Origin of the sequence: Bacillus sp. EE-W1 (assembly GCF_009760835.1) — a bacterium.
Classification (GTDB): Bacteria; Bacillota; Bacilli; order Bacillales; family Bacillaceae_G; genus Bacillus_A; species Bacillus_A wiedmannii.
Genome location: NZ_WIPE01000074.1, coordinates 36,978 through 49,955 on the forward strand (window position 1 = coordinate 36,978; position 12,978 = coordinate 49,955).

14 protein-coding genes are annotated in these 12,978 nt (G+C 33.5%); 2 read left to right on the top strand and 12 right to left on the bottom strand.

All coding sequences use genetic code 11. The features are described 5' to 3' along the window. Positions 1-20: 20 nt before the first annotated feature. On the bottom strand, positions 21-932 hold the full coding sequence (locus GFJ36_RS19485; RefSeq protein WP_060487513.1) for an SDR family oxidoreductase: 912 nt from the start codon (positions 930-932) through the stop codon (positions 21-23). After that, the gene (locus GFJ36_RS19490; protein WP_088064259.1) at positions 929-1,915 is read right to left on the bottom strand and encodes a UDP-N-acetylglucosamine 4,6-dehydratase family protein; all 987 of its coding nucleotides are present in this window, start codon (positions 1,913-1,915) and stop codon (positions 929-931) included. Before GFJ36_RS19490 ends, GFJ36_RS19485 begins: the two co-directional genes overlap by 4 nt. A 309-nt stretch (positions 1,916-2,224) precedes the next feature. Here GFJ36_RS19490 and GFJ36_RS19495 point away from each other — a divergent pair, with 309 nt between their 5' ends. Beyond that, complete coding sequence (locus GFJ36_RS19495; RefSeq protein WP_087985011.1) at positions 2,225-3,403, top strand: DUF2515 domain-containing protein; 1,179 nt, start codon at positions 2,225-2,227, stop codon at positions 3,401-3,403. Next, positions 3,366-3,779 carry a CBO0543 family protein gene (locus tag GFJ36_RS19500; protein ID WP_141542695.1) on the top strand — a complete coding sequence of 138 codons (414 nt, stop codon included), beginning with the start codon at positions 3,366-3,368 and terminating at the stop codon, positions 3,777-3,779. Before GFJ36_RS19495 ends, GFJ36_RS19500 begins: the two co-directional genes overlap by 38 nt. 22 nt (positions 3,780-3,801) lie before the next feature. Here the strand turns inward: GFJ36_RS19500 and GFJ36_RS19505 are convergent, their stop codons facing one another. The 10 genes from GFJ36_RS19505 to GFJ36_RS19550 form a co-directional block, all read right to left on the bottom strand. Continuing rightward, entirely contained in the window at positions 3,802-4,227 is a 426-nt protein-coding gene (locus GFJ36_RS19505) for a YfmQ family protein (RefSeq protein ID WP_088064260.1), read from the bottom strand. 20 nt (positions 4,228-4,247) lie between these two features. Further along, positions 4,248-4,919 (bottom strand): LrgB family protein, encoded by a 672-nt coding sequence (locus GFJ36_RS19510; protein WP_060487517.1) that lies wholly within the window; start codon positions 4,917-4,919, stop codon positions 4,248-4,250. A gap of 23 nt (positions 4,920-4,942) precedes the next feature. After that, entirely contained in the window at positions 4,943-5,299 is a 357-nt protein-coding gene (locus tag GFJ36_RS19515; protein ID WP_060487518.1) for a CidA/LrgA family holin-like protein, read from the bottom strand. A gap of 33 nt (positions 5,300-5,332) precedes the next feature. Beyond that, positions 5,333-6,766, bottom strand: coding sequence for a MocR-like pyridoxine biosynthesis transcription factor PdxR (gene pdxR / locus GFJ36_RS19520; protein WP_048545917.1), 1,434 nt, complete (start codon positions 6,764-6,766; stop codon positions 5,333-5,335). A 68-nt stretch (positions 6,767-6,834) separates the two neighbouring features. Then, positions 6,835-7,608 carry an alpha/beta fold hydrolase gene (locus tag GFJ36_RS19525; protein ID WP_088609500.1) on the bottom strand — a complete coding sequence of 258 codons (774 nt, stop codon included), beginning with the start codon at positions 7,606-7,608 and terminating at the stop codon, positions 6,835-6,837. Positions 7,609-7,631: 23 nt separating this feature from the next. Next, a complete protein-coding gene (bshB2, locus tag GFJ36_RS19530; RefSeq protein ID WP_088609511.1) occupies positions 7,632-8,312 on the bottom strand; it encodes a bacillithiol biosynthesis deacetylase BshB2 in 681 nt (226 codons plus the stop codon). A gap of 53 nt (positions 8,313-8,365) precedes the next feature. Then, entirely contained in the window at positions 8,366-8,557 is a 192-nt protein-coding gene (locus tag GFJ36_RS19535; protein WP_000575326.1) for a hypothetical protein, read from the bottom strand. Positions 8,558-8,772: 215 nt separating this feature from the next. Beyond that, positions 8,773-9,480 carry a GntR family transcriptional regulator gene (locus tag GFJ36_RS19540; protein WP_088122945.1) on the bottom strand — a complete coding sequence of 236 codons (708 nt, stop codon included), beginning with the start codon at positions 9,478-9,480 and terminating at the stop codon, positions 8,773-8,775. Positions 9,481-9,510: 30 nt separating this feature from the next. Continuing rightward, the gene (locus GFJ36_RS19545) at positions 9,511-10,920 is read right to left on the bottom strand and encodes a GH1 family beta-glucosidase (RefSeq protein WP_088064263.1); all 1,410 of its coding nucleotides are present in this window, start codon (positions 10,918-10,920) and stop codon (positions 9,511-9,513) included. Between the two features lie 231 nt (positions 10,921-11,151). Next, the gene (locus tag GFJ36_RS19550) at positions 11,152-12,867 is read right to left on the bottom strand and encodes a methyl-accepting chemotaxis protein (protein WP_098230332.1); all 1,716 of its coding nucleotides are present in this window, start codon (positions 12,865-12,867) and stop codon (positions 11,152-11,154) included. Positions 12,868-12,978 lie beyond the last annotated feature (111 nt).

Below are 12,978 nucleotides of genomic sequence, written 5' to 3' on the forward strand. Positions count from 1 at the left end.
TCTTACACCCTTTTCATTTTTCATTGAATGCAGATTTCACTACACTTCGCATACTCGAGTACATCTTTTAATGATTGATGGAATTGAATTTCTGGGACCCAACCTAACCTTTTTATATCCTCTATTACTAAACTCTCATTTGATTCGCTTCCACTATGCTCTGCTTCTTTTATGGAAAAACTCAGCTGTGTTAATTCTTTGTATTGTTCTATTACATCTAATAAAGACCGTTTTATCCCTGATCCAATATTATATTGTTTTCCATTTATTCCATCGCGCAATAACACATGATACGCTTTAACCGCATCACGTACATCTAGAAAATCCCTACTATCTTTCAAACTGTTTACTTCAATAATTGCTTCACTTTTATTCGACTCTATAGTTATCATTTTTTTTGCAAGAATAGAACAAATACCATTCGATACTCCTGGACCAATTAAATTCGAGGGCTTTGCAATGATAATATTTGAATTCATTAATTCACTCCACGCCTCTGCAATAATGACTTGCATCGTTTTACTTAAACTATATGGATTTGAAATTTTTATATTGCTCATACTATCTGCTTGCAAAGCAGATCCTATAACCAATGTTCTACAGTGAGGTACTTCTTGCTTAATTGCTTCTAATAAATATAACGTCCCTATTACATTAACCTCTACATATTCAAGAGCAGCTGTCCAAGACTCTATGACCGAATTCTTTCCTGCTAAATGCAATACATAATCTGGCTTTATTTGTTTCATTACCTTCATTACTTCGCTCTTATTAGTTAAATTACAAGTAATACCATTCCCAATTATTTCTCTATGTGCACGATTTTGAAACATAGGAATTACATGAAAGCCCTGCTCTAAAAAATATTGGCAAGCATGGCGTCCTGTGAAACCATTTGCACCAGTTATTAAAAGACTCGCATTTTTTTTCATCGTAAAAACCCTCCTTTTAATAACATTTGTTTCACCTCGTGTTTTGTAAGTAAGTCTTGTTGAGAACTAAAACTCTTCACATCCACAAGCGGATAGCTAGCATAATATTCTTGCAGTCCTTCTATAGGAATAGTCGGTAGTACCACAAAATAATTTTGATCAAAACTTATACTTGTTTTACTCTCTACCTCAGATAAAAGCATTTCACTTAATTTTTCACCCGGTCTTATCCCTACTTCTTTTACCTTCACGTTTTCCTTTTTCGAATCTTCAATTAAAACTTCTGCTAAATCTGTTATTTTACATGCCGGCATTTTCATAACAAAGATTTCCCCACCTCTACCTTGATATACGGCTTTAAATAACAATCCAACAGCATCTTCAATCGTTAAGAAAAATCTAGTCATATTTGCATCGGTAATCCCTACTTGTAAAGATTTTTTAATTTGTTTTTTAAAGAGTGGTACCACACTTCCGCTCGTCCCCAAAACATTTCCACCACGAACACAAATGAATTTTGTTTTCTTCGTTTGCATATTCGCATGCACCATTAACTTCTCACCAATTGCTTTTGTCATCCCATACGTATTTGATGGATCGGCCGCTTTATCCGTTGAAACATATATAACTTTCTCAACTTGCATCTGTATAGATGCTTCAATTACATTTTGTGTACCATGTATATTTGTTTTTATAGCTTCATAAGGATAATACTCACATACTGGAACATGTTTTAAAGCTGCAAGATGGAATACATAATGGACACCTTGGCATGCATAGACTAGTTGATCTTTATCACGAATATCTCCAATAATAAATTTTAATCTATCATCATTTATAAACTGTTGCTGCATTTCAAACTGAACCGTTTCATTTCTTGAAAAAACTCTAATTTCTTTCGGTGATTTTTCTAATAATTGTTTTATAAGTTCCTGTCCCCACGAACCTGTACCACCAGTAATTAAAATTATTTTATTTAGCATTTCTTTTCCTCCTACCACACATTTCAATTAAAATTGTATTTATAAAATTTATTGAATTATTTTCAATTGATTTAAATCATAATTGTCGTTTGTTACATTTAATTGACAAAATAAAAAAACAGAAACTATTAAAAATAGTTTCTGTTTTTTATTTCACCTCACAACAGTAAGATTTTTTATACTTTTTGCATGATAACTAAACCCTTATAAAAAACACCGCTCATTTATTTCTTATACTCGTAATAAAATAAATAGAACGATTCATAGCCAATAATCATGTTTAAATTTATGAAAAATGGAGGTAACGGAATGTACCGAAGCAATTCAAATCATACATATAACGGACCTTCCAAAGCACTGCCTCTCTCCCTATTTGATGTAAAAAATGAATTAAAACAAAAAAGCAAACTCATACATTCTGGCTCGATGTATAAATTAACGAAAGAAGAGCAACTCATCATCAACAACATAAAAATACAAACTGAACAGCTAAATAAAAATAATGTGACAAGAACACGAGCATACTACCAATTTTACACTCAATATCCAGAAATACATTGGGCACTACTTGGACATATGGTATCACGTAACGGCGGTTGGAATATGACTGATTTAAAGGGCGATTTATATACGAAAATTTTATCAGAGAAAGATCAAATCACATTTTTTTCTTTTTTAGAAAGAGGGAATTGGCTTATTTTCCAAGATGTATATCCTCAATTTCTGCTTTATGAACAAAGTGTGAAAAGAGCACAAAAGCTATTTCACCTTCTCCCTCACCTAAATGTTTCTACATTTATGGAAACGATGTGGAACGATTTTTGGAAAACAGGTAACAAAAAAACATTAGCCATTGCAACTATTATTAATGAGCAACACTACTTAGAAAAAAGAGTGATTCAAAATATACAATTTAAAAAGACTGTACTTAATAGTATTGGATTTAAACTCTTTGATTTCTTTCAATTTAATCATATTCTTTTCCCATTCTACGAAAATGATAAGAAACTCAAAGTATTACTATTTGGTGATACAATGAAACATTTCACTTCCTTACACGAACGAATCTTAATTGGAAAAAGGTTGTATTCATTATTATTTCGAGACACACATGTTTTATCTCAAATAATAAGCTGGGCCCAGCACCATCCGCATACAGGATCAAGAAAAGATTACTGGCCTCATTTATTTTCAAGTGTCAATGAATCTTTTTCCCGTGAGTTTTATAAGCGTCGAATAAAGAAATGCCAGTTGCGTAGTGGCGCTTATCGTATATACAGTCCTGCACTCATCTATGCATGGCGAGATATGAAGCATGAAGAAGTTGACAATGAAGATTGGTTTACGGACTGGCAAGTTGTAAATTACTTAGTAGATAAGGAGGAAAATATAAATGGACAAATTACAGAAGACTACTGTAAAACACTCGAAACAATTGAGTTGGCAATTCTTGCAAAGAAAAACGTCCTCCTTCGAGAAGAAGAATGATTTTCTAGCATTAGCAGTTACAATCTTACTCTCTTCTATTATCGGAACTTGCTTAGATGCTTTCTTTGTTGCGAACCAAATGTATTCCTTTCCCGTTAGACCATTCTCATCCATATTTTCAGTTAACATTGGCTTTACTTTGTTTGTACTACCGATTTTAACAGCTGTTTTTATACAAATTTCCAAAACATTATCTACAATTTCTAGAATTCTACTTATTATTTCAATAGGTATTTTTGCCAGCATTTTTGAACAAGTTGCTGAAAGATTCGGTTTCTTTATTCATAGCTTGGATTGGAATCATACATATTCTTTATTTGGCTATATGATTTTCTTTTCTTTTATTTGGAAAGTATATCATTTCATACAAAAATGAAGAGACCATAATCGATCTCTTCTTAAGCATAATCTTCGGTTATTGCTAATGGTGCAAGAGTTTGAAGACTTTTTGAACGTAAACGATAAGCAACGATTTTCTTCTTATATTGCTTGATTACATCAACATGTTCCTCATGGCTATATAGAGAAAATCTAATCTCTTTATTCCCTTTCTTCGTATCAATAACAAGTGGTGTTCCTTCTCCATGTGGCGGGAAATAATGTTTATCTAAAAATAAAGCTTCATTAAATTCATGAATAACTTGTCGTTTCATTTCTCCCTCTATATTCTTTCCATCTATCGATATAGAGGTATTCTCTTCCTCAAGTTTTTGATGCAATTCAAATCTACTAATAATTGATTCTACAACAGAAGTTGGCATACTAGAAACTAGCACTTTAACAGCGCCAAAAATAAATAAAGTAACTATAAACCATGTTGTCATTTTCTCATCTCCATTACATTTTAAAATATAAATTTCGTTCCATACGGTATGAATATACTAATGAGTATTCCCGTTACAATCATCGTTACCGAACCGATTGTCGCTTCTTTTTCGCCTTCCTTCACGAGACGGCTCACACCGATAATATGTGATGCGCAGCCCATCCCCACTCCTTTTCCAATCGTACTTGTTATTCGGAAAAACTTAAGTACTGTTGGTCCGATAATAGCACCTGTTATCCCTGCAACAACTACAAAACTAGAAGTCATAGATGGAATACCGCCAATTTGATCCGCTAATGAAATAGCAATAGGCATCGTCGCTAATTGCGGCAGTGTTGTTAATATGAGTTCCTTATCTATATTTAACATCCCGCCAATCACTACATTCATACTCGTTAAAACCACTATACCTACCGCTACACCGATAAGTATCGACAAAAAGTTTTTCATAAGTATGTTTCGCTCTTTAAATAAAGGTATCGCTAACGCTACAATTGCAGGACTTAATAAGCCGGAAAGAATATCTCCCCCATTTTCCCTATATTCATGATGAGAAATATCAAAAATTAAAAATAAGCAAATCATACTCGCTGTAACTGTTAACACCGGTAACGTAAATGGAAACGGAATTTTTTTATATAACTTTGTCGCCAATACATACATTACTACAGTAATAATAATTAAGACCATTTGCATCGTGCACCTTGTCGATTTTATTTTTTTGATGTTACTAATAATTGACTTATATATCCTGAAACAATTAAAGTTACTACCGTACTTGCAACTACTAACAGGAATATAATACTCCCCTTACCGAAAAGAAAAGACCCGAATTCCATCAGCCCTGTTGTCGAAGGAATTAGAAATAACGGTAAAAATACGAGTAACTTTTCCGCACCTTCCTCAAACCACTTTAATGGTAAAATACGAGTAGAAAGGAGCAGAAACAGCATTAACATCCCAATTAAACTTCCTGGCATTGATAAATGGAATACTTCCTGAATCCACGTACCAACTAAGCTAAATACATATAGCACGCCTACTTGCAGTAAAAGCGCCACGTACTTCATTTCTTTCCCTCATTTCAATATTACGCATCACTATTATGAGATCTCATTTAACGTTTCCGCAAACCTCGTAATTCCCAGTTGAATTTGTTCGACATCTACTCTCCCAAAAGTAAAACGAATATATTCATTTTTAGTACCTAAAACACTTCCCGGGACAAACGCTACACCATTTCGTATAGATTCGCCTAATAAATGATATTCATCAAATGTTCCTTGCACTTTGCACCATAAATGTATTCCACCCTCTGGAACAAAAAATTCAACCTGGTCCCCTAATATTTCTTCAAGCTTTCTAATTAACACATCTCTTCTGTCTTTCAATTGCTCACGAAGCATTGTAATATGTGCATGAAAATCTTCTGATTCTAAAAATTGATTTGCCACCCACTGCGTAAATACACTATGGCCAAAATCAACTTGCTGTTTTGCATCCGCTAAACGTTCTATTACACGCGTAGGGCCAATTACCCAGCCAATACGTAATCCTGATGCAACAATTTTTGATAATGAACTTATATAAAGAACATTCCCGTTTTGATCCATTGACTTTAATGTAGGATTCACTTCTCCATTAAATGAAGTTAAACTATACGGATCATCTTCTACAATCGGTATACCAAATTCAGAAGACAGCTCTAAAACCTTTTTACGCCTTGCTAATGACAACACAGTTCCCGTTGGATTTTGATAATCTGGATTCAAAAATACCATGCGAATACGATGCTTTTTATGCAAATCAATTAAGTCATCTGGATTCATTCCATGCTGATCAACAGGTAGATGGAATATTTTTAAGCCAGCAGATTTAAACATCGGCAATGAAAAACAATACGACGGATCTTCAATTGCAATCGCGTCTCCTGGTTTTAATAAGCATTGCACGATAAGGTTAAGTGCCTGTTGTGCGCCAGATGTAATAAGGATAGAATTCGAATCTGCTTCAATTTGTTTATATTGCTGAACATGTGCTGCAATTGTTTTTCTCAACATTTCATTTCCAAGCGGATGGTCATAACCGAGGTTTTCCATAAATGTTTTCTCCGACAAAATCGTTCGGAATCTATCGCTCGGAATCAATTCTGGTGACAATTCACCACTCGCTAAATTAATTAAGTCGTCTTTTTGTGTTTCCGTTCTAATTTGTTGAACGAGTGGTACGTTAGGTAAGAACGATCCATCCTCCACGTACCTACCCCAGTTCGGTATTCGTTTATGTGAGACACCCCATATATCTGTATTGACCCTTGTTCCGCTTCCCTTTTGCCGTTCTACTACTCCAAGTGATTTTAATTCTTCATACGCAGCTACTATTGTACTCCGGTTCACCTGTAATTCTTTCGCTAACGTACGCTCAGAAGGTAACTTGCTGTCAGAAGGAAACTCACCTGAAGAAATACCCCTTTCCATATAATCCGCTATTTGTTTATATACAGGCGTCTTATCTGCACGATTTGGTTTCCATTCCACCTTGTTGCCCCCTCTCAAAACGAACTATCCTTGATTCCCTAATAACAGTATTAACTTTAATAATAGTATTAATTAATTACATGATTTAAAAATCTTTCTACCGTCATATTAAAGCTAGTCGGCTGTTCTAAATAAGGTAAGTGTCCACTATTTTTAAACTCAATAAAAGTTGTATTTTTCAAACGTCTTTCAAACTCTCTTACATATTTCTCGGGAACGAAATCATCATTTTCCCCTCTTATAATTAAAGTAGGACATGAAATATTTGAAAGAAACAGTCTTTGATCATAATCTACTAATTCAGCAAATAATCTTTGAATATGCACCGAATTAATAGACTGTAAAGATTGATAAAATCCCCTAACAATTACTTCATTATCTGCTACTCCCATCGCCTTCAATAATGTATCCGCCCATGTTTTTCCATTATCGTGTAAGCTAAGTAAATCATATACTTCAATTCGTTCTTTTCGATCTTCAGGCTCCAAATAGGGAAATGCATTTACAACAATTAAACTAGAAACAAAGCCTGGATATTGAATAGCAAAATCGATACCGACTCTAGCTCCTTTTGAAAGACCACACATAACTACTTTTTGTATCTTTAAATAACTGCATAACTCATACAATACATTTGCATATTCTTTAAAAAGAATTTCCAGCCCTTCCGATTTCCCATGCCCCGGTAAATCAAGAGAAATCACCGTCCAATTCTCTTTGAAATATTGCCTTTGATATAACCAATTGTTTGCGTTCCCACCAAGACCGTGTAATAACAATATAACAGGGCCCGATCCTTCTATATTGTAAGAAATTTTCCGATTCTTATATTCAAAATACATATTCATCACCTTCAGCTATAACGTCACTTACTCTTATCTTTGAATGAATATATCCAAAATGGTTCCTTTTCTAACCACTCTACTGTTTCCGGTACACCTTCTTCATACTCTCTTTTTAGTTCCGTTACTTTCGTCGCAAATTGTGATGCATGTGCTTGCAATGCCTCTAATTTTTTGGGAACATATTCTTTCACTTCGTTTTTAAAATGCGGAGGACCTATTTCCGCTTCATGATTCTTCGAAAAAGCTACCGCATAAAATGTTGGCCTTTTATATTCCGGAATATTAGCTAACGCCTCTGCTACCGCTTCTCCTGTTGCATCATGATCTGGATGAACCGCATATCCCGGATAAAAAGAAATAACTAGCGAAGGATTCACTTCTTCTACACATTTTTGTAATACACGTCTTAACTCTCCGGGAGTTTCAAATTCAAGAGTTTTATCACGATATCCCATCATACGTAAATCTTTAATCCCTAAAATATTTGTAGCCCTCTTTAGTTCCGTCTCTCTTATAACATTTAATGATTCACGTGTTGCAAAAGGAGGATTCCCCATCGTTCTCCCCATTTCACCTAACGTTAAGCAAACATAAGTAAGAGGAACATTTCGCTGCGCATAAGCTAAAATTGTACCTGCCACGCAATATGACTCATCATCTGGATGCGGAAAAACAATTAAAACGTGGCGTTCATTTTTTATCAAAATCATACTCCTCCATCATATACAATATTAACTTTTTTCTTTCAAAACTATTAAATCACTACCGCATACCACGTTACCCCAACAAGTAGTACGAAAAGAAGAAGAATATAAATAGTTGATAAGTTTTTCACATTTCTCTTTGTAGACTTGCCGTAATTCTCCTCCACATTTCGTGCAACTAACACGGTCCCAAACAGGGATCCAATTACAATAATAACCACTAGTGAAATTGCAAAAATCATTGTATTTTCACCTCTCTAAAGACAATCTATTTTAATAAAGAACTTCCTCTTTAAAACTTTAATAACATACTACCTTTCTTCTCTTATCATAATAGATGTTTACAAAAAACGGACCAACCACTTTTGTGTTTTTTTGCTCATCCACTTTAAAAAATAAAAAGCAACTGATCACTTTGGACTCAGTTGCTTTTCACACGATAAATTATTTTCTATTTTTATTTGAAATTAATTCGATTTAAAAGTTTAGTCTTTTCATAATGAAACATCGATTGAGATAACTCGAAAATTGTCCCGTTTACAAGACATACTGTATTTTCAATAAGAAGCGCCGGATCACCTTCATTTAATTCTAACAGCTGCGCGTTTTCTTTATTTACTTTTTCACAACTAATAAATTTATCGGCAAAGCCAATATTTAATCGTAAATCTTCAATGAAATAACTGTATACAGAGCTTAATGCTATTTCTTTATTCAAATATGGAATAATATCCTTTTTGAAATAACTTACTTCAATAGAGAATGGTTTACCATCTACAATTCTTAAACGCTTCAAAAAATATATCCTAGTTCCAGCTTCGCATTGCATCCGCTTTGCTATATCTTCGTCCGCATCTATTACTTCAAGCTCTAACACTTTCGTTTCAATATTTTGCGAAACGAGATTTTTCGTTAATCCACGTAAACTTCCTAAATTAATGTAATCTGTTACAGAAGTTTCACGTAAAAACATACCACTACCTTGCACTTGAAAAATATAACCTCTATTTACAAGCTGACTAATTACTTTACGTATCGTATTACGGCTTACTTCAAACCGATTCATCAAAGCTTCTTCTGTAGGTAGTTTTTTCGTTTCATTAAAAAGCCCATCTCTAATGTTTTGCTCTAACACATCTGCAATTTGTTTATACTTTGCACTCATACACTTTCTCCTAAAATACTCTTTTATCTGTTATAACTCTTCTCCTCTCGTTTCGATCACATGTTTATACCAATGAAACGAAAGTTTTTTCTTACGTTTTAAGTTATCATTATGATCGACAAAAATAAAGCCATATTGCTTTTTATACCCATTTAACCAACTTAATAAATCAATCACTGACCATGCATAATAACCTTTTAAATTGATTCCCTCTTCAATTGCACGCTTTATTACTTTTAAATGCTCTTCAATAAATTTAATTCTCGGAACATCTACAACTTCTCCTTCAATGATTGGATCTTCATCACCAAGTCCATTTTCCGTTACATACATCTTTATGTCACCGTAACGCTCTTTCAACATATGCAATCCATCTAAGAAACCTTCGGGAGATATTTCCCATCCCCATTTTGTATATGTTTTATCATCCATTTTTACTGTGCGATAAAAACCATCAAAAGAAGGATTACCTGGAGCAAGTGTTGAGTTTTCTCGAGAATGCTCATCGCTCTTTATATCCATATCGTATCTTTCTACTCGTATTGGTTGATAATAATTCAAGCCAATAAAATCATTCTTTTCGGCATTTTGTTTAATGATTTCTAATTCTTCAACCGTCCAATTAGGAGTCCACCCTTTTTCCTTTAATTGTTGAACAACATAAGGTGGATACTCACCTTTTAAAACTGGATCATAATACCAATACGTTTCATATTCATTCGCATGATTTGCTGCTAGTATATTTTCTTTTTCATCATCCACACTATAAGCAGGTAAGAAAACATGTGTAATCCCAATCTCCCCATATTGTTTCAGCTGCTTGTACACCGCAACTGTTTTCGCATGTGCATAAAATACATAATGAGTCGCTTGAAAATACTTTGGAACATCATTTTTTATCCCTGGTGGATGTGCACCTTTTAAATAGCCTAATCCACAAAACATTACTGTTTCATTAAAAGTAATCCAATGTTTCACTCTATCACCAAATGCTTTAAAGCAAATTTCGGCATACTTTACAAAAGCATCTGCTGTTCGTTTATTCGTCCACCCACCATCCTTTTCTAACGGTAATGGTAGATCCCAATGATATAAAGTGACAAACGGTACAATCCCGTACTTTAAACATTCATCAATTAAATTGTTATAAAATTTAATGCCTTTTTCATTTACCTCTCCATCTCCATTCGGCAATATTCTCGCCCAAGAAATCGAAAAACGATACGATTCCAATCCCATCTCAGCCATTAAACGAACATCTTCCTTATATCGATGATAATGATCAACCGCTACATCACCATTTGTTCCATTGTATGTTTTGCCAGGAATTTTTGAAAACTCATCCCAATTCGTAACACCTTTTCCATCCTCATTCCATGCACCTTCTACTTGATAAGAAGCTGAAGCAGCTCCGAATAAAAAATCATGTGGAAACTTCATAGTATATACCTCCATTTCATTAGAATAAATCAAATTCATTATTACATATAAAATTTGTAGGTACAAATTTAAATGATTATTATATAACAAATTTCTGTTTTTCACTATAACTAAACATAGCATTCACACCATTTACAAAAAAAGAACCTATAAAGGTCCTTTTTCAAATTGTACAACGCAGCACTATATTGAGTATCTTAAAGTTTATACTACTGATAAATGTTAACAAACTTATTCTTCAATAATGAATTGTGAAATTAGCATTTCTAAATTTTCGACTTTCTTTTTCATTTCATTAGATTTCGTCGTTACTTCTTGAATCAATGTGGCTTGTGCTTGAATTGATTGTACCGTTCGATTCGTTTCTTGCGAGACTTGTGTTGCAGTTTCAGAGACTATTGATAAAGAGGCATTCACTTCTTCTGTCCCAGCAGACATTTCTTCTGTGGCAGCAGACACTTCTTGAATTTGGGACGTTATTCTATTAATATCTTGCATAATAGATGAAAATGCGAGTTCTGCCTTATATGCTGCTTCTTTACCACCACTAGCCTGTTGTTGACCTTTTTTCATTACATGAACTGTATCCTGTGTATCTTGATGTATAAAATGTAATAAATTATTTATATCATTTACAGACGTTTTAGATTTCTCAGCCAGACCTCTTACTTCAGCTGCAACTACTGCAAATCCTTTTCCATTTTCTCCGGCGCGTGCCGCCTCAATTGCAGCATTTAAGGCCAGTAAATTCGTTTGTTCTGCAATATTAGTAATAATATCTAGCGCTTCTTCAATTTGTTGTGTACGTGTAACAAGTCTATCAATGACCTTAGAAGTTTCTTCGACAACTTCATTCACACTATTCATTTGACGAATAGATTGTTTTATAACTTCACTACCAGAATTTGCTTGGTCTATTGTTGCAACAGCAACTTCAGCAACCATCGCTGAAGATTCAGCTACTGTTTGAACTCCAGTTGCAATTTCTTCCATCGCAGTTGAACTTTCTTGAATACTAGTCACCTGTCCCTCTATTTCTTTATTTATTTCAGAAGTAGTTCGAACAACCTCGTTTGATATATGTGCTGCCGTTTTTGTCTCTTGTAACATATTTTCAGTTGAAATAATCACTTCTTTTGCTGTAACCTTCACCTGACCGACTAATTGTTGCAAGTTATCTAACATACTATTAAAGGATTGTACAATATGGCCTAATTCGTTCTCGGATTTATAAGAAGTTCGAATTGTTAAATCTCCAGCAGATACTCGTTCCATATCTTTTTGTAATAATACAATTGGTTTTTTTATAGTATTTTTTATTATAAAACCAATAAAAATAATTATTATGATTCCAACACATGAAATAATTACAAATGTTATTATTGTATTTTTCACACTATTGATATTCTCTTTTTGTAGTTGTTCAGCCGCGGTATTATTATATAAAATAAGTTCACGGATAGACTGAATTGTTTTTCCCATATTAGGCTCAATTTCTTTTAAATAATAGCTATAAGCTTCTTCATTATTAGTCAGTCCCAAATCCTGTGCTTTCTTCATTTGTATTCTTAAATCTTTGAATTGACTTTGAAATGCATTATACAAGCCCTTTTCTTTATGAGAACTAATTCTAGTTTCAAATTGTTTTAATAACTCATCATTTTCTTTCCTAGTCTTATCCATTTCTGTTATTAGTTCTTTCATTCTTTTTTCATCTTTCGATATCATAATCTCCATAAAATTCATATTAACATGGTAAAAATTTGATTCTACAGTTCCTATCCATTCAATTGGTAATAGCCTTTCGTCATACATACTAGAAGATGTATTTTCACCTTTTTGAAGCCCTAAAAACCCTAGAGAAGATAACATGATACAAGCCAAACTCGATATAATGACTAACACATTTAATTTCGTTCCAATTTTACTATTTTTAATAAAAGACAACAATTCCACCTCATCTGTATATTATACTTATATGTTTTATATTACAATAATATTCGACATTTATCGACATTTTTTTGTGTCGATTTTATAACTGCATTAAATTATTATATT